The organism is Bradyrhizobium sp. JR4.1 (genome assembly GCF_040548605.1).
Taxonomy (GTDB): domain Bacteria; phylum Pseudomonadota; class Alphaproteobacteria; order Rhizobiales; family Xanthobacteraceae; genus Bradyrhizobium; species Bradyrhizobium canariense.
On sequence record NZ_JBEPRY010000004.1, the window covers coordinates 367786 to 385269 of the forward strand.

Annotated in this window: 17 protein-coding genes; 11 read left to right on the forward strand and 6 right to left on the reverse strand. The window is 63.6% G+C overall.

From position 1 onward, the window contains the following. Nucleotides 1-43: 43 nt before the first annotated feature. Nucleotides 44-703: a GntR family transcriptional regulator gene (locus ABIB90_RS13235; protein WP_354200817.1), complete on the reverse strand. Its 660-nt coding sequence runs from the start codon at nt 701-703 to the stop codon at nt 44-46. Nucleotides 704-931: 228 nt separating this feature from the next. On the opposite strand from ABIB90_RS13235, the gene ABIB90_RS13240 reads away from it, so the two are divergent. The 9 genes from ABIB90_RS13240 to ABIB90_RS13280 all read left to right on the forward strand — a co-directional run bounded on the left by ABIB90_RS13240 (nt 932) and on the right by ABIB90_RS13280 (nt 8534). Beyond that, nucleotides 932-1948 (forward strand): TRAP transporter substrate-binding protein, encoded by a 1017-nt coding sequence (locus tag ABIB90_RS13240; protein WP_354160391.1) that lies wholly within the window; start codon nt 932-934, stop codon nt 1946-1948. A 76-nt stretch (nt 1949-2024) separates the two neighbouring features. Continuing rightward, entirely contained in the window at nt 2025-2534 is a 510-nt protein-coding gene (locus ABIB90_RS13245; RefSeq protein WP_354200818.1) for a TRAP transporter small permease, read from the forward strand. A 61-nt stretch (nt 2535-2595) separates the two neighbouring features. Further along, entirely contained in the window at nt 2596-3876 is a 1281-nt protein-coding gene (locus ABIB90_RS13250; protein ID WP_007595995.1) for a TRAP transporter large permease subunit, read from the forward strand. A 31-nt stretch (nt 3877-3907) separates the two neighbouring features. Next, a complete protein-coding gene (locus ABIB90_RS13255) occupies nt 3908-4402 on the forward strand; it encodes a type II 3-dehydroquinate dehydratase (RefSeq protein WP_007595994.1) in 495 nt (164 codons plus the stop codon). 14 nt (nt 4403-4416) lie between these two features. Next, nucleotides 4417-5073: a hypothetical protein gene (locus ABIB90_RS13260; protein ID WP_354160392.1), complete on the forward strand. Its 657-nt coding sequence runs from the start codon at nt 4417-4419 to the stop codon at nt 5071-5073. Beyond that, on the forward strand, nt 5073-5891 hold the full coding sequence (locus ABIB90_RS13265) for a sugar phosphate isomerase/epimerase family protein (RefSeq protein ID WP_354200819.1): 819 nt from the start codon (nt 5073-5075) through the stop codon (nt 5889-5891). Before ABIB90_RS13260 ends, ABIB90_RS13265 begins: the two co-directional genes overlap by 1 nt. 29 nt (nt 5892-5920) lie before the next feature. Beyond that, entirely contained in the window at nt 5921-7642 is a 1722-nt protein-coding gene (locus ABIB90_RS13270) for an FAD-dependent oxidoreductase (protein ID WP_354200820.1), read from the forward strand. Nucleotides 7643-7801: 159 nt separating this feature from the next. Then, on the forward strand, nt 7802-7963 hold the full coding sequence (locus tag ABIB90_RS13275; protein WP_354200821.1) for a DUF2934 domain-containing protein: 162 nt from the start codon (nt 7802-7804) through the stop codon (nt 7961-7963). A 283-nt stretch (nt 7964-8246) separates the two neighbouring features. Then, complete coding sequence (locus ABIB90_RS13280; protein WP_007595986.1) at nt 8247-8534, forward strand: DUF2934 domain-containing protein; 288 nt, start codon at nt 8247-8249, stop codon at nt 8532-8534. Between the two features lie 273 nt (nt 8535-8807). Here ABIB90_RS13280 and ABIB90_RS13285 read toward each other — a convergent pair whose 3' ends face one another. Next, nucleotides 8808-9539: a DUF3750 domain-containing protein gene (locus tag ABIB90_RS13285; protein ID WP_354200822.1), complete on the reverse strand. Its 732-nt coding sequence runs from the start codon at nt 9537-9539 to the stop codon at nt 8808-8810. Between the two features lie 121 nt (nt 9540-9660). Here ABIB90_RS13285 and ABIB90_RS13290 point away from each other — a divergent pair, with 121 nt between their 5' ends. Then, complete coding sequence (locus ABIB90_RS13290; protein ID WP_007595982.1) at nt 9661-9921, forward strand: hypothetical protein; 261 nt, start codon at nt 9661-9663, stop codon at nt 9919-9921. Between the two features lie 152 nt (nt 9922-10073). On the opposite strand, the gene ABIB90_RS13295 is transcribed toward ABIB90_RS13290, so the two are convergent. Then, nucleotides 10074-10304 (reverse strand): hypothetical protein, encoded by a 231-nt coding sequence (locus ABIB90_RS13295; RefSeq protein ID WP_035993475.1) that lies wholly within the window; start codon nt 10302-10304, stop codon nt 10074-10076. Between ABIB90_RS13295 and ABIB90_RS13300 the strand changes: the two genes are divergently transcribed. Continuing rightward, entirely contained in the window at nt 10303-13413 is a 3111-nt protein-coding gene (locus ABIB90_RS13300; RefSeq protein ID WP_354200823.1) for a DEAD/DEAH box helicase, read from the forward strand. The two genes, ABIB90_RS13295 and ABIB90_RS13300, sit on opposite strands and share 2 nt — an antisense overlap. A gap of 3 nt (nt 13414-13416) precedes the next feature. On the opposite strand, the gene ABIB90_RS13305 is transcribed toward ABIB90_RS13300, so the two are convergent. The 3 genes from ABIB90_RS13305 to glgX all read right to left on the reverse strand — a co-directional run bounded on the left by ABIB90_RS13305 (nt 13417) and on the right by glgX (nt 17465). Continuing rightward, nucleotides 13417-14688 (reverse strand): DUF892 family protein, encoded by a 1272-nt coding sequence (locus tag ABIB90_RS13305; RefSeq protein WP_354200824.1) that lies wholly within the window; start codon nt 14686-14688, stop codon nt 13417-13419. Nucleotides 14689-14829: 141 nt separating this feature from the next. Continuing rightward, nucleotides 14830-15123, reverse strand: a complete 294-nt coding sequence (locus ABIB90_RS13310; protein ID WP_354160402.1) for a hypothetical protein — start codon at nt 15121-15123, stop codon at nt 14830-14832. Between the two features lie 104 nt (nt 15124-15227). Then, complete coding sequence (gene glgX, locus ABIB90_RS13315) at nt 15228-17465, reverse strand: glycogen debranching protein GlgX (RefSeq protein WP_354160404.1); 2238 nt, start codon at nt 17463-17465, stop codon at nt 15228-15230. Nucleotides 17466-17484: the final 19 nt, after the last annotated feature.

Below are 17484 nucleotides of genomic sequence, written 5' to 3' on the forward strand. Positions count from 1 at the left end.
GCAGCGACGAGCGCTGTCTCCGAACGAGGTCAGGCGCGGACGATCAGTCCTCGTTCCAGGAGGCGAGGGCGTGCGCGACGCACCCGTTGATGTGCTCGGTGAGCACGGTTTTGGCGCCTTTGATGTCGCGCTTGAGGGCGCAGTCCAGCAGCGCCTTGTGCTGGTTGATCGTCTCCGCGCCGCGGTAGCGCAGCGCATAGCGGAAATATTTGTCGAACACGACCGCGTGGGTCTGCATCAGCTCGCGCGAACCGCAACTCGAGATCAGCGCCTGGTGGAATTCGCCGTCGTAGCGTTTGCGCAGCTCGGGATCGTCACCCTCCTTGAGGACGGTGCGTTCGGTGGCCGCCAGCTTGTGATGCGCGGACACCACGCGGCCCTCCCACTCGACGTCGCCGGCACGAAGCGACTCGGCCATCGCGTGATGCTCCAGCAGGATGCGCAGGCCGGCGAGCTCACGCAGGTTCTGGATGGAGATCGGCGCCACCTCGAAGCCGCGCTGGCCCTCGGCAACCACGAAGCCCTCGGAGGTCAGACGATTGAGGATCTCGCGCAGCGTGGAGATGCTGACCCCGTAGTCCTCCTTCATGGCGTCGAGCTTGAGGCGTCCGGATGGCGTGAGCACTCCGAAAATGATGTCGGCCCGGATGCGCTGATAGCCGCTGTGGCCTGCCGACAGGGGCCGTTCCTCGACTGACGTCATGCCTTCTGATCCCGCCTGTCCCGATCGTCGGCCACTTCGGACGCGGCCGAACCATCAATGTTGCCAGCACTATAGCAGATTTCCGATGTATGACGTATGACAAAACATCATATGAAATGGATATCGTCATTTGACACGGAAATATATGTGTGATGTCTAAATAGGCTGAGGGCACGAAAAATAATGGCTTAAGCCGCCGGTCGTGCCCGGTCGAACAGGGAGGAAACGATGAGCTTGTTGATACGGGCGCTGTCTGCGACGGCGATCTGCGTGGCGCTGACGGTCGGCGCATCGGCTGAGGACATTCAGGAGCGCACGATCAGGTGGGGACACCTGAACAACACCGATCACCCCGTCAGCGCGGGGGTGCAGAAATTTGCGGAGATCCTGCTGGCGAAGAGCGGAGGCAAGATGAAGGTCCGTGAGTTCGCGGCCTCGCAGCTCGGCAACGAGCTGCAGCAGCAATCGGCGCTGCGCGGCGGTACCCAGGAAATGCTGTCGGCCTCGACGACGTCGCTCGCAACCGTCGTGCCTGAGTTCGGCCTCATCGACTTTCCGTTCATCGTGAAGACCATCGAGCAGGCCGACGCGCTCGGGACCGGAAAATTCGGCACGTCAATGCTCGATACGCTGCCGTCGAAGGGGCTGATCGGTCTGGGCTATTGGGGCCTCGGCTTCCGCAACGTCACCAACAGCACGCGGCCGATCACCAAGGTCGAGGATTTCAACGGCCTCAAGCTTCGCGTCATTCCGAACCCGGTCTACCTTGAGACCTTCGGATCGTTCAAGGCCAATCCCGTTCCGATGGCCTTCGGCGAACTCTACTCGGCGCTGGAGACGCGCACCGTCGATGGCGAGGAGAACCCTTTTACGGTCATTCTCTCCAACAAGTTCTACGAAGTGCAAAAGTACGTTTCCGCCACCAATCACACCTTCACCCTGAACATCATCCTGGTGAGCAAGGCGTTCTGGGACAAGCTCTCGCCGACCGAGCAGCGCCTGATGCGCGAGGCGTATGAGGAAAGCCGAGGCTATCAAAAGGAGCAGACACGCCTTCAGACCGAAAAGGCGCTGTCGGAATTGCAGGCCAAAGGCATGCAGTACAACACCGTCGCGCCGGAAGAGCTCGATCGCATGCGCAAGACGGCGCAGCCGGTGGTCGACAAGATTGCCGCCAATCTCAAGCCGGACGCGGTTAAGCTCTTCAACGACGAGCTCGATCGCATCCGCAAGGACGTGAAATAGTCGACCTCGTCAGCATGCAAGACGCAGAGCCGTCCAGTCGGCCGGCTCTGAACCCGACTTTGCCCGGACGGCACGTATGGCGCGATTTCTCGACCTGTATTGCACCCTGCTGAAAGGCATCATCGCCGCATTTCTCGCGGTGATGGTGGTGCTGGTGTTCGACAACGTGGTTCTGCGCTACGGCTTCAACTCCGGTATCGCGATTTCCGAGGAGCTGTCGCGCTGGCTCCTGGTCTGGCTGACTTTCCTCGGTGCGGTCGTGGCAATGCGTGAGCACGCCCATCTCGGCGTCGATAGCCTTGTGCGGATGCTGCCGGCTTACGGCAAACGCATCTGCTTCATCGTCAGCTACGTCCTGATGCTGTTCGCCGACTGGCTTCTGCTCTCGGGAAGTTGGCGGCAGACGATCATCAATCTCGACGACCGCGCGCCGGCGACCGGCCTGTCGCTCGGCATCTTCTATGGCGTGGGCGTGATCTTCGGCGTTTCGGCCGGCGTGATCCTTCTCTACGATCTGTTCCGCGTCATGTCCGGACAAGCCAGCGAAGCCGACATGGTGGCCGTCAGGGAATCGGAGGAGCACTGATGCTGTCTCCCAATATCGTGTCGCCCGGCGCTCACATCCTGAAAATCTCCGGGATCACGCCATGACGATTGCCGTCTTCACTTTCTCGCTGCTCGGCGCCATGGCGCTGGGCATGCCGATCGCCTTTGCGCTGATCGTCTGCGGCGTGGCCCTGATGAGCACGATCGACATGTTCGATGCCCAGATCGTGGCGCAGAACGTCATCAACGGCGCAGACAGCTTTCCACTCATGGCCATTCCCTTCTTCATGCTCGCCGGCGAGGTCATGAACAAGGGCGGTCTGGCCAAGCGAATCGTCAATGTTGCGCTCGTCGCAGTCGGACATTTTCGCGGCGGACTCGGTTACGTCACGATCCTCGCGTCCTGCATCCTCGCGTCGCTCTCGGGCTCCGCGGCGGCCGACGCCGCAGCGCTGGCTGCGCTGCTGGTGCCGATGATGGTGGCGGCGGGCCACAAGAAGTCCTATGCGGCGGGTCTGGTGGCGGCCGGCGGCATCATCGCGCCTGTGATTCCGCCCAGCATCGGGTTCGTCATCTTCGGTGTCGCCGCGGGCGTGTCGATCTCGAAGCTGTTTCTGGCCGGGATCGTCCCGGGGCTGCTGCTCGGGGCTGGGCTCTGCCTGGCCTGGTGGTGGGTGGTGCGCCAGGAGAACCTGACGCCCCCGCCAAGGGCATCGCTCTCGGAGATGGTAAAAGCCGTGGTCGACGGCTTCTGGGCGTTGATGCTCCCGGTCATCATCATCGTCGGCCTGCGCTTCGGCATCTTCACGCCGACGGAAGCCGCAGTGGTCGTCGCCGTCTATTCGCTGTTCGTCGCGACCTGCATCTATCGGGAATTGAAGCCGTCGCAGCTTTATGAGGTGTTTGTCTCCTCGGCCCTGACGACGAGCATCGTGATGTTTCTGGTGGCAGCGGCGCTGGTATCGTCCTGGCTCATCACCGTGTCCGAGATTTCGGCACAGATCGTCACCCTGCTGAAGCCTTTCATGGGCAACAACACGCTCCTGATGCTGGCGATCATGGTCGTGGTGGTGATCGTGGGAACGGCCCTCGACATGACGCCGACCATCCTCATTCTCACGCCGATCCTGATGCCGATCGTCAAGGCAGCGGGCATCGATCCCGTCTACTTCGGCGTCCTCTTCATCATCAACAATGCGATCGGCCTCATCACGCCGCCGGTCGGTATCGTTCTGAATGTGGTTTGCGGCGTCTCCAGGATCAGCATGGAGGACATCATCAAGGGCGTCTGGCCCTTTTTGATTGCACAATTGATCGTCCTGTTCGCGATGGTGCTATTCCCGGGACTGGTGACGATCCCGGCCAAATGGTTTGCCGGCTAGACCCGTCGGCAACAAAGGAAGGACAAGCGAAATGGCCGCAAGGATCATGATCCTCAACGGACCCAATCTCAATTTCCTCGGCATCCGCGAGCCCCACATTTACGGCTCGACGACGCTCGGGGAGATCGAGGCGAGCTGCCGCGCGCTGGCCGATCAGCTCGGCGTTTCGATGTCGTTCCATCAATCGAACATGGAGGGCGAACTGGTCAATCTGATCCAGTCCGCCCATGGCAACGTGGAAGCCATCATCATGAATCCCGCGGCCTATTCATTCACATCGATCGCGCTGATCGACGCGCTGAAGATATTCGAGGGCGTGAAGATCGAGGTGCACATCTCGAACATTCACGCGCGGGACGAGCTGCACCGCCACTCGATCACGTCGAGTGCCTGCACGGCTGTCATTTGCGGCCTGGGTCCCTATGGTTATCTCGCGGCGATGCTCGCGGCGGTCCAACGGCTGGGGCAAATGCCTGCGACCATGGCACCGGCTCTGCGCGGGCTTCCGGCCGGCGGCAAGGCGTAGGCATGGAGGGCGGAATGCGCGGCACGGGATTTCTCGCCATCTGGAGCGACGTCGAGGCTCACGACCTGACCGACTACCGACACTGGCTGACGCGTGAACACACGACCGAGCGCGTGACGACGAAGGGCTTCCTGGCATCGCGTGTCTTCCGCGCGGCAAGGGACGACATCAACCGCTTCTTCATTCTGTATGAGCTGGAGACGCCGGAGGTCCTCGACGGCGAGGCCTATCTGGCGCGCCTCAACGCACCGACGCCGTGGTCCCAGCGCATCATGCCGAAGCTCGGCAATTTCATGCGGGGCGGCGGCGTCATGATCGCGCGGGGAGGGCGGGGCGAGGGCGCATCGATCGTGGCGCTGCGGATCGAGACGTTGCCGAAAGATCCGGAAGGTCTGGCCCAGGCGCTCGTTGCGTGCGACGGGGTTGCGGTCGTGCAGATCGGCGCGACCGACGAGGCGCGGACGTCGGTGCGGACGACGGAGAAGGGCATGCGGAAGAATGAGGGCTTCTTCGCGGGGCTTTTGCTGATCGAGGCGCTCGACGTCGCCTCGTTGCAGGCTGCCTTGCGGCGGGCGAGCGAGCTTGCGCCCGACGTCATGGTCGGGGCGAGCGAGCCGGAAGTTTATCAAAGCATGTTTGCGCTCGACGCCCGTATCGCGGATTTCGGCTGATGACAACGTTCTCGCTCGCCGCGTTGACCGTGCTCGAGCTTGCGCCGCCCGAGATGATCGAATTGGCGGCGCATTGCGGTTACGAAAAGGTCGGGCTCAGGCTGTTGCCCGCCACGCCTGGCAGTGTTGCCTATCGCCTGATGGACGATGCGCCGCTCCTGCGGGAGACGCTTCGGCGGTTGGAGTTGACGGGGGTGTCTGTCGCCGATCTCGAGGTCGTTGCGTTCAGACCGGAAACCGAGATTGCCTCGTTCACGCCCTTCTTCGAGATGGGCGCGCGCCTCGGCGCCAAACACATCCTCGTCGCGGCCTACGATCCGGACCTGGCGCGGTTTTCGGATCGCTACCAGCAATTTTGTGAAGCGGCAGCAAGCTATGGCCTGACCTCCGACCTCGAATTCATGCCCTGGACCAGCGTTCCGGACCTGAAGACCGCAATGCGGATCGTCGGCGACGTCGATCATCCCGGTGCCGGCATTCTGGTCGATGCACTGCATTTCGATCGGTCGCAATGTTCGCTTGCGGACCTCCGCGCTATCCCGGCGCAACGCTTTCACTACTGGCAACTTTGCGACGGCCCGGCCGAGCGCCCGGCGACCACGGAGCAGCTCATCCATGCCGCTCGCGAGGAGCGGATGTTTCCGGGCGAGGGCGGAATAGACCTGATGGGGCTTGCAAGCGCGATGCCGAATGATCTGACGATCAGCATCGAGGTTCCGACCGTTCAGCTGGCCAAGAGCGTCGACGCCGCGACGCGAGCACGCCGGGCGTTGGCGGCAGGCAGAGCCGTTGTCGAGCGGGTGCGCAGCGAGAGGTGAGAATTTCGGGACGAGAAGGGTAGTGCGGGATGTCGCAAGCCGATCGCTCCTGGGACGTCGAGACCGATCTTCTGGTCGTCGGGGCGGGTGCCGCCGGCATGACGACGTCGCTGGTGGCCGCCCTCGAAGGGCTCGACGTGATCCTTTGCGAGAAGTCGGACACGGTTGGCGGCACGACCGCGACCTCCGCCGGCACCATCTGGATTCCGGGCAATCGGCAGGGATTGCTTGCAGGGATCTCAGACTCCACCGAGGCGGCGCGGGTCTATCTTGAAGCATTGCTCGGCGAACACGCCGCGGACGCGCGTGTGGATGCGTTCCTCCAGACGGGTCCAATGATGCTCGATTATCTCGAGGAGAGGACGAGCGTACGGTTTGCGGCGCCGCCGGTCCATCCCGACTACAAGAATCTTCTAGGGGCAGCGATCGGTGGTCGTGCTCTCGGCGCCGTTCCGTTCGACGGCCGCAAGCTTGGCAAGGACTTCGAGCGCATAAGGGCCCCGCGGCGAGAGTTCATGGTCCTCGGCGGCATGATGGTCGGAAAGGCGGACATCCCGGCGTTGCTGGCGCCATTCCGCAACTGGACGAATTTCAGGCATGTCGTTGGTCTGCTCGGTCGGCATTTGCTTGATCGACTTCGCTACAACCGCGGAACGCGTCTGATCATGGGCAACGCTCTCGTCGCGAGGCTGTTTGACAGCCTTCGTCGTTCCGGCCTGGATCTGCGATATGAGACCGAGCTCACTGAGCTCATCCGCAATGGCGACGCAGTCGTCGGGGCCGTTTTGTCATCGCCCTCAGGAGCATTGGCGATACGTGCCCGCAAGGGCGTGGTGCTGGCAACGGGAGGCATCGGCTGGAGCCGCGAGCTTCGCGCCAGGTTTTTCCCCGAGGCCGCGCGCCGATTTTCACTCGCGCCTTCGTGCAATACCGGGGACGGCCTGCTCGCGGCCGAACGCGTCGACGCGGTGATTGAGCGTAATTTCGATAGCCCCGCCTTGTGGATGCCGAGCTCGGTCATGACGCAGGCGGACGGCTACGTCTCGGTATTTCCGCACATTATGCTGGATCGTGCCAAGCCAGGACTGCTTGCGGTGAACAAGTCGGGCCGCCGTTTCGTGAATGAAGCCGACTCCTATCACGACTTCGTGGAAGCGATGTTGCGATCGGACTCGTCTTCGGTATTGGCAACGCCAGCTTTCCTGATTTGCGATCGCGCCTTTATCGGCGACTATGGCATTGGTCTCGTTCATCCCGGGACGAGGGATTTGGACAAATTTCTCAAGGCTAAATATTTGCTGGCGGGCGAAACGATTGAAGCACTGGCCGAAAACATCGGCGTCGATGGCGGCGAGCTTGCTCAAACGATCGAGCGATACAATCGCTATGCCGAGAGCGGTGTGGACGAAGAGTTCGGCCGCGGTTCAAGCGAGTTGAACCGGTTCAATGGTGATCCCCGGAACGTGCCAAACCCGTGCCTGCGGCGGGTCGGTCCTGGGCCATACTATGCCGTCGCAGTATGGCCGACGGATCTCGCTAGCAGCGCCGGCTTGTGCACGGATTCAACCGCCCGCGTCTTGTCTAGCCCTGGGACCGCCATACCCGGACTCTACGCCGTCGGTACCGATTCATCCTCGATCTTTCGAGGCACTTATCCGGGCCCGGGCACGATGATCGGGCCTGCGATGGTATTCGGATGGTGCGCGGCAATGCATGCCGCGGGCGCTTCAGCTCAGGACGAAGGTAACTGAAAGCCGGATCGTTCGCCGCTCAGGGCTAGGAACTCTGCGCACCATCGAGGCTTGACTCAGCGGGCCAGCGTCGCCGCCGATTTGCTGGCCTGCACGGCCCCGCCTCCAAGCCCCCATACCCCCCAGGGTGGGGCCGTGTCTCTCGTCGCAGGAGATGCAATGCCGGAGCCGACCGATCACGACATCAGAGAACGCGCGCACCGCTTGTGGCAACAGGCGGGCAAGCCGGAAGGCCGCGAGGAAGAATTCTGGCATGCGGCCGAGCAGGAGTTGCGCAACGAGGACAAGTCGAACCCCATGCGGACGCCGGATACGCTGTGACCGACAAGAGATGCCCATTCTGCCACGGTCTGGGATGGGTCTGCGCAAACCATCCGCTCCGCGCCTGGAGCGAGGAACTGGGCGGCTGCCGCTGCGGTGAGGGAATGCCCTGCACCTGCAACACGACGGAAGATCCCGAAACAAGGGCGGTGGTCGTCGAAGCGGACACGACGTGGCACTAGCAAGACCTGGCATTGAAGGCGGAACAGAGCCTTCCAGCAGGAATTGAGGTTGTGAGCAGCACGGGCTGCGACGCAGGCCCGTGGCTACGGCGGGGTTTGCGGTGGACGAGCGGCAAAAGATAGAGCACCAGATCGAACTCGCAACGCGAGCGGCAGCCCTTGTCAAAGACGAAACCACCGTCCAGCGATTCAGGACGTTCGCCGAGGAGCTGAAGCAAAAGCTGCTTCGCATGATGCGGCGCGGAAAGGTGCGAGCGCGCGCCTACGAACTCTGGGAGCAGGCCGGTCGCCCGGTCGATCGGGACGTGGAGTTTTGGCTCGAGGCCGAACGGCAGATCGACGAAGAGCGCGATCAGCGGAGGCTCTCGGATTCCTCAGACAAACGGTAGAGGTTCCGGGGGCCACATCGGCAGCGAACAAGCTTCGGCCGCGCGTTCCCTGGACAGAGAAAAAGCCGCCGAGTTCTTCACCTGGCGGCTTCAAAAGTCCGTAGCTGTCGGTCGCCTCTCCAGCCTTGTGCGTACCGCCGTTACCTTGTTTGCGGCCATGCAAGTTCAGTCTAGGCCAAGGTGCTCGATTCTGCTGTGACCTGAAGCACACATTGGACGATGTCGGGAAGCTTGGGAGGACACCGACTTTGATGGGACTGCTCGGTCATTGCGTTACGCGCCGGCCGTGACACCCAGGCGGCCTATGCCTGGAAGCTTCAGCGCGGGGCGGCGGATGTCGAGGCCGAGCACCGCGCCGAGGAAATTGATCTCGACCCCTTCGACCCAGCCGATGGTCATGCCGAGATAGCCCGACAGCGAGGCGTAGAGCCCGGTGCCGGACGCCGTGACGCCGGCCCAGCGTCCGCTGTAGGGAAAGTCCTTGCCGATGGCGGTCGGCGGCAGCACGGCGCGCAACTCGGGAACGGCGTCAAGCGCCTCCTGCACGAAGGTGTTGGAATTCGGCCCCGGCCAGGCGCTGTAGTCGCCATAGGCGCGGAACTTGTAGTTCTCGATGACGGCACGGATCTTCGGAATCAATCCTTCTGCCCGCGCGCCGTCGACCGCCACGACCGTTTCCGGCATCGCGCCGAACCAGCGGCCATCGGGCGCAAAGCCGTTGCTGCGAACAGGGTCGCCCCAGGCCGTGTAGTCGTATCGGCTGTAGGTCGTGGCGCCCTTCTCCTTGACGACGATCCAGGTATGGACAGCAAAAATACTGCGCCAGCGCACGGTGCGCGCGGCGAACACGCGGATCAGCGCATCCGGATTGGCGGATGCGGGCGGCAGCAGGCCGGCGCTGGAGCGATCCGCCGTCTGCCAGTTGCCGCGGCCGTCGCCGCGCAAATAATAGCGGCCGGCCGACACGGCGATCGGCAGGAAGATCAGCAGCAGGAACAGAATCAAGGATTTCCTCAAGGGCAAACGGCGGTCAGGCGGGACGATGCCACCAATATAGTTCGCAAGGCACGCCGCGCCAGCGCTCTCCTGCTCTTGCATTCGGATGGTGCGGCCATATGTTGCGTCCATGAGGAAGTTGTCGCTCGTCGAGGACCAGGCCATCCAGGCGCGAATCGCGTACATCGCGGGCGCCGAGATTTTCGATCGCCTGTTCGCCGGCATCCGGTTCGACGAAATCGACGGCAATCTGCTGTTTGCCATTGCCAGCGACGAAGACTGCGCGGCCGAGATCGAGGACGAGTTCTCGCACCAGCTCGCTGTGGTCGCAACGCATATCCTCGCGCAGAGCGTGGATGTGGTCGTGGTGCTGCCGAAGGTCCTGCAATAGCCCGGTAGCCTTCTGCCCGTTCAGGCCGCTTGCCTTCGTCCTCTGTCTCTGCTTTTCAACGCAATTGCAAAATTGTAATGACGTCATTGGGCGCTCAGGCCCGAGGCGCGTTATCGACGGAGCTCAACGGGAGGGCTCGTCGTCGCTCGCCTCTATTTGCGAAACAAAGTTGGATACACATTGGCGCCCACCAGGAAAGCCCGGGCCACGACCGGCGCGATAAAGACACAAAGCGAGAGCTCAAAAAGCAAAGGCTCGCTAAGCAAGAGCGCGAAAAGCAAGAGCACGAAGAGCACGAGTTCGAAAAGCACGAGCTCGACAAGCAAGCGTCCGGACAAGAGCGCCTCGCGTTCCGCGGTCGCCTCCTCATCGCCGCTCGGCATGCTGGCGCTGCATCTGCTCGAGCAGTGGGAGAAGTCCGACGGCCTCGTCTTCCTCTGCGACGACGAGAGCAGGGCGGAGCGGCTGGGCGGCGTGATTCACGCTCTCGATCCCTCGGTCGACGTGCTGGTGTTTCCGCGCCTGAACACGCTGCCCTTCGACGGCCTCGAGCCATCCCGCGAGATCGCGGGACGGCGCAGCTCGGTGCTGCGGCGTCTCGCCAAGGCAAAGAAGCCCGTCTTCCTGGTGTCAACCGCGGAAGCCATCATGGAACGGCTGCCGCTGCCGGCGAGCTGGTCGCGGTCGAGCCTCACGCTGAAGGTGGGCGCGCCCTATTCCGGGCCCGAGCTGGAGACGCGGCTGGAGGCTCTCGGCTACGATCTCGACGAAGAGGCGGAGTATCCGGGCGGCGTCCTGTTCCACGGCAAGACGTTCGAAGTGTTTCCCGCCGGCGCGCTCGCTCCCTTCCGGATCGAGCATTCCGGAGACACGATTCGCAAGATCGTCGCGGTCGATCCGATCGAGCACGAGGTCGTCTACGAGACCGCGGAATTGATCATCGATCCCATGTCCGAGCGGATCGCGCTGGGAGCTACGCGCGGACAGCGGGCGACGCTGCCTGATTATTGCAGCCGCGCGCGGTGGATCGCGGATGCCGGGGTATCGACCCACGCCGAGAGCTGGCAGGCCACGATTGAGGACGCCGCCGGCCGCAGGGATGCGGAGCGCGAGTATCTGGGGCAGGCGGATTGGAAGCAGCTGAAGAAGCGCATCAGCGTGCTGCCGCGCAAGGCCGCCTTCATCTCGACTCCGGAGTTCTCGAAGCTGACCTCGCCGCGCAAGGCGCTTCGCGCCTTCGTCGCCGACATGCAGCGCGGCGGATCGCGGCTGCTGTTCGTCGCGGCCGTCGAGGACGACCTTCGCGCGATGGAGCGCATGAGCGGCATCAAGGCGGAGCGCCTGGCCGATTGGAGCGAGGTGGCGAAGGCACGGAGCCGCGAAGGCGCGCTGCTGGCCGATTTCGACGCGGGGTTCATTGGCGCCGGCCGCAAGCCGCTTGTCGTCGTGACCGCGTCCGACGTGCTCGGCAGCCGGGCCCATCATCCCCAGCCGATGGCGCGCGCATGGAACCCGGCCTTCGATCATCCCGATGTGCCCGAAAAGGGCGCCGCCATTGTCCATCTGCAACGCGGGCTAGCCGTGCTCGATGGCTTGCAGACCCTCGATATGGGCAAGGGATCGCGACGCGAGATGATCAGGCTCAAATTCGCGGGCGACAATGCCGTGCTCGTTCCACCGGCCGATCTTGCGGTGATCTGGCCCTATGCCGGCGAACCCGGCAAGCTGACGCTCGACAAGGCGGACGGCAGCAGCTGGTGGGCGCGGCGTACCGAGGCGGAAGCGGAAATCCAGGTCGCCGCCAAGGCGCTCGCCAAACACATCAGCCAGCGCCTCCGCCGTCGTGCACCCAAACTGGTGCCGCCGGGGCCGGCTTATGAAAAATTCGTCGCACGGTTCCCCTATTTCACGACAGCGGACCAGGGCCAGGCCATTCAAGACGTCCTCGACGATCTTGCGGCGGGCCATCCCATGGACAGGGTGATCTGCGGTGACGTCGGATTCGGCAAGACCGAGGTCGCGCTGCGGGCGGCGGCGGCCGTGGCGCTGTCCGGCAAGCAGGTGGCGATCGCGGCGCCGACCACCGTGCTGGCGCGGCAGCATGTCGAAACCTTCCGCAAACGGTTCGGCCCTCTTGGGATCGAGGTGGGAAGCCTGTCGCGAGCCAGTTCAGGCCCGGAGACGAGAGAGACGAAAGAAGGACTGCGGCGCGGCACGCTGAAAGTCGTGGTCGGCACGCAGGCTCTTGCGGCAAAGGACGTGAAGTTCGCCGACCTTGGCCTCGTCATCATCGACGAAGAGCAGCATTTCGGGGCGGCGGAGAAGGCGAAGCTCTCAGGCCTCGCCAAGGGGGCCCATTCGCTGTGGATGAGCGCCACGCCGATCCCGCGCACGCTCGCGGCGGGTCTTGCCGGCTTCAGGGACCTCAGCGTGATCGCCTCGCCGCCGGTTCATCGCCTTCCCATCGTGACCAGGATCGCGCCGCTGTCCGACGCTGCCATTGCCGCGGCGCTGCTGCGCGAGCGCAGGCGGCACGGTCAGAGCTTCCTGATCTGCCCACGCATCCAGGATCTGGAGCCGATGCTGGCGCGGGTGCAATCGGTGGCGCCGGAGCTGCGCATCGTCTGTCTTCACGGCAGGTTGCCCGTGGACGAGATCGACGACCGCATGATGAGTTTCGTCGACGGCGAGGCGGACGTGCTGTTGGCGACCAATATCGTGGAAAGCGGGCTCGATATTCCGCGCGCGAACACCATCGTGGTGTGCTGGCCCGAAAAGTTCGGGCTTGCGCAGCTGCATCAGCTCAGGGGACGGGTGGGACGCGGCGGCACGCGCGCTTTTGCCCATCTGCTGACGGAATCGACCTCAGAGCAGTCCGAGAAACGTCTGGCGGTACTGGAGGAGTTCAGCAAGCCGGGTGCCGGCTTTGCGATCAGCGAGCGCGACCTCGACCTCAGGGGCGCCGGCGATCTGTTCTCGGAACAGCAGTCCGGCCATGTCCAGGTGTTCGGACCGGTGCTCTACAGTCATCTGCTGAAGCGGGCGTCCGAGCGAGGTAGCGACGCCGGCGCCGATCTGTGGGTGCCCGATCTCAATATGCCGTTGGCCGACATGCTGCCTGAGGGCTACGTGCAATCGGAAGCGGTCCGGCTCGAGATCTATGGCCGCGCCGCCCGATGCCGAAGCGACGACGATCTGGAAGATCTGGAGGAGGAGATCTCGCGTCGTTTCGGTCGGTTGCCGCCGGAGGCCCGCGACTTCTTCGCATCCGCCAGGCTCCGGATCGATTGCAAACGGCGCGGCATCGTCAGGCTCGATGTCGGGCCCGAGGCGGTCGCCGCGACGTTCCTGCCGGGGCGGCTGCGGAAATCCAGAGGAAAGTCGCAGACGGGAGCGCTGCAGCGCGACGGCGACCGCGTCGTTCACGCCGGCCGCCGCGACGCGGATCCGTTCAGCCGGGTCGAGGAGTTTCTCGACCTGCTGGACGGCTAGGGATCATTCGGTCTGCTCGACTGCCGCGGGCATTTTCGCCACCGACATCAGCGAGCGGGCCACCTGGTTGAGGAGCTGATCCGCGTTCTCCTCCTCCGCGAGTGATTTCGACAGCAGGGCGACAACGGCGCTGTGGCGAAGCTGCTGGGCGAGGTTGCGCGCCGTGGTATAGCCTGCGATCTCGTAGTGCTCGACGCGTTGCGCCGCGCCGATCAGCGCGAGGTCGGCCGCCGCGTCCTCCTTGTCCTCACCCTCGGCCATGATCTCCTGGCCCTCCTCGACGAGGCCCATCATGCCCTTGCAGGGCTTGGCGCGGGCGGATTTGCCGAGCATCTCGAAGCATTCGTTGATGCGCTCGACCTGTGCTTCGGTCTCCGCCAAGTGCTGCTCGAACAGCTCGCGCAACTGGTCGAAGCGGGCGGCCTCCGCCATCTTGGGAAGCGCCTTGGTCAATTGCTTCTCGGCATGCAAGATATCGCGCAGCTCGTTGATGAGCAGATCGCCGAGACCCGCTTCGTCGGCCGGCGGCGAGCTCTCGGTGACGATGGCCGAGGCCGGACCCGGTTCGCCCGCCTGGATCGCCGGCGACTCCGTGAAGACCCAGTCGCCGCCCTCGTTCCAGGGGCCGCGCGTGTCGATCTCGCCATGGTCGCCGGCGCCGGTGGAATCGTTGAAGAACTGGTCGACAAGGCCGGGCGTCGGGGCGATGCGGCCGATGCTGAAGGCCGGCTTGCCCATGCTCTCGAGCGCCAGCGCGAACGCCTTCGTGTGCGTGATCTCGCGGGTCATCAGGAACTGCAGCGCGTCCTTGCTGCCGGCGTCGTCGCAGAAATTGATCAGCCGCTCATAGACGATCTTGGCCCGCGCCTCTGCGGCGATGTTGCTGCGCAGATCGACGTCGAGCTCGCCGGTGATCTTCAGATAGTCGGCGGTCCAGGCATTGCCCTGCGAGTTGAACAGATTGACTCCGCCGCCGCCCGCGATGGCGATGAGGGGATCGGCTTCGGCCGCCTGGCGGTCGAACTTCGAGGGCTTGAGATGCATCCGCGCCAGCGTGCCCACCACTTCCAGATGACTGAGCTCCTCGGTGCCGATGTCCATCAGCAGGTCCTTACGATCGGGATCCTCACAGTTCAATCCTTGGATCGAGTACTGCATCGCGGCGGCGAGCTCGCCATTGGCGCCGCCGAACTGCTCCAGCAGCATGTTGCCGAAGCGCGGATCCGGCTCGTCGACGCGAACGGTGAACATCAGCTTCTTGACGTGATGATACATGGCGGGACTCTCGGATTGGGAGGGCAGGAAAGAAGATGTCTTCCGAACGGGCGGCTTCAGCGTTCGTTCCTAGCGGAACGACCTGCGCCGATCAGGCGCAGGTCGTTCGAAGTCGATCGGCAGGATTGTGGACGTGTTCGTTCAGCGTTGATCCGGACGCTTGGCGGGCGGCCCGCTCTTATTGCCCGGTGCGCCCTGAATATGCGCCGGGTCCTGCGATTGCACGGCGGTGTTGCCGGTGGAGCTCGTCGAATTCGATCCGACGGTTTCACCGGGCTTGGCCGCCGGCCCGTTCTTGTTGCCGGGCTGTCCGGCAATGCCGGCACCCGAATTCTGTGCGCTCGGCGCGGACGAAACGTCAGGCTTGCTGGCCTGCGCCAAAGCTGCTCCGGGCAATGCGAGGGCAGCGAGGATAACGACACCTGTGAACTTCATCTCGGTGTTCTCCGACTGATGCCCCATTTACTCGAACGCTGGTAACCTGCGTGCGTTCCCTATTGTCATCAACTCGAAAGCATCGGCTCGCCTGATCGTGGCGACTATCCCGGCAGCGGCGCCTCCACGACGTCCAGCAGCGCTCCCAGGCCCTGGCGCAGGCGGCGGGTGGCGATGCTCTCGGTGGCGAGACCGAACACCACGAGGGATCGCCCGGTCATCACATAAACATGCCCGAAGTCGAACGCGGGCATCTGCCCCTCCGGTTGATTGGTGTCGATCAACCCGACCCAGCTGCGTCCCTCGGCGACGGCGGGCAGGGTGAAATGGACGACGTCGTGATGAGCATTGTAGATCAGCAGCATGGTTGCGTCCGAGCCGCGGCGCTTGATGCCGGTCTCCTGGGCGCGGCCGTCGAGCAGCAAAGCGAAACATTTGGCGTTGCCGTCCTGCCACTGCTCCGTCGTCATTTCCTCTCCGGACGGCGCGAGCCACGTCACGTCCTTCACGTCCAGCTCTTCATTGTGCGAGCCGACCAGGAAGCGGCTGCGGTAGAGAATCGGAAATGCCTTGCGCGTGGCGATCAGCTTGCGGGTGAATTCGCGAAGGCTGCGGCCATTCGCGGTGATGCCCATCCAGTCGAGCCATGTGGTCTCGTTGTCCTGGGCGTACGCGTTGTTGTTGCCGTGCTGGGTGTGCCCGAATTCGTCGCCGGCAAGCAGCATGGGCGTGCCGTGCGACAACAGCATGGTTGCCAGCAGATTGCGCTTCTGGCGCTCGCGCAGCGCAATGATGTCCGGATCGTCCGTCGGTCCCTCTGCGCCGCAATTCCAGGAATGATTGTTGCTGTGGCCGTCGCGATTGTCCTCGCCATTGGCTTCGTTGTGCTTGTCGTTGTACGAGACGAGATCGTTGAGATTGAAACCATCATGTGCGGTGACGAAGTTGACGCTGGCCCACGGCCGGCGGCCGCGCTTGTTGAAGAGATCGCCGGATCCGGACACGCGCTTGGCGAAGTCCGCGATCGATCCCTCGTCGCCCTTCCAGAAGGCGCGCACCGTGTCCCTGAACTTGTCGTTCCACTCCGCCCATCCCGGCGGAAACTGGCCGACCTGATAGCCGCCCGGACCGATGTCCCAAGGCTCGGCGATCAGCTTGACGCTGGAGAGCACGGGGTCCTGACGGCAGGCATCGAGAAAGCCGCCGCCTTCGTCGAACCCGTAGGGCTCCCGTGCCAGGATGGTGGCGAGGTCGAAACGGAAGCCGTCGATCCTCATCTCGGTCGCCCAATAGCGCAGGGAATCCGCGACGAGTTGCAGCACACGCGGGTGCGACAGGTTCACCGTATTCCCGGTACCGGTATCGTTGATGTAGTAGCGCTGCTGGTCCGGCAGCAGGCGGTAATAGCTAGCGTTGTCGATGCCCTTGAACGACAGGGTCGGGCCGAGCTCGTTTCCTTCCGCGGTGTGATTGTAGACGACGTCGAGGATGACCTCGATGCCATGGGCGTGGAACTGGTTGGCCATGGCTTTGAATTCGTTCGCGAACGGCGTCTTGAGGTAACGTGGCTCCGGCGCGAAGAAGGCGAGGGAGTTGTAGCCCCAGTAATTGCGCAGGCCTTTCTCAACCAAATAGCTGTCGTCGACGAAGGCATGGATCGGCAGCAATTCTGCACTGGTGATGCCGAGCGATCGCAGATAGGCCGGGACCTCCGAATGCGCGAGGCCGGAGAACGTGCCGCGGTCCGCGTCGGGCACCAGCGGATGCAGCTGGGTAAAACCCTTGACGTGCATCTCGTAGACGATCGTCCGCTCCCATGGCACTTCCGGCTTGCGCGCGGCGCCCCAGGTGAAGGCCGGGTCGATGACGCGGCATTTCTGCATCAAGGGCGCGCTGTCGCGTTCGTCGTAGGAGAGATCCTTGTCGGCATGGTCGAGCTGGTAGCCGAACAGCTCCGGTCCCCAGCGCAACCGGCCGACCAGCTGCTTGGCGTAAGGATCGAGCACGAGCTTGTTGGGATTGAAGCGGTGTCCCGCGTCGGGTTCGTAGGGGCCGTGAACACGATAGCCATAGATGGTGCCGGGACGGGCCGCGGGCAAATAGCCATGCCAGACTTCGTCGGTATATTCCGGGAGTTCGATCCGCTCCAGTTCGGTCTCGCCGTCGTCGTCGAACAGGCAGAGTTCGACCTTGGTGGCATGGGCCGAAAACAGCGCGAAATTGACGCCGAGCCCGTCCCAGGTGGCGCCGAGCGGAAACGGCTTGCCCTCGCTGATGCGGGAGCGGCGCAGGCGCGAGGCCGCCCGCGTCAGGGCGTCGTCTGGATGTACTGTTTGATCCATCGTTGCCCCGAAAAGTCGT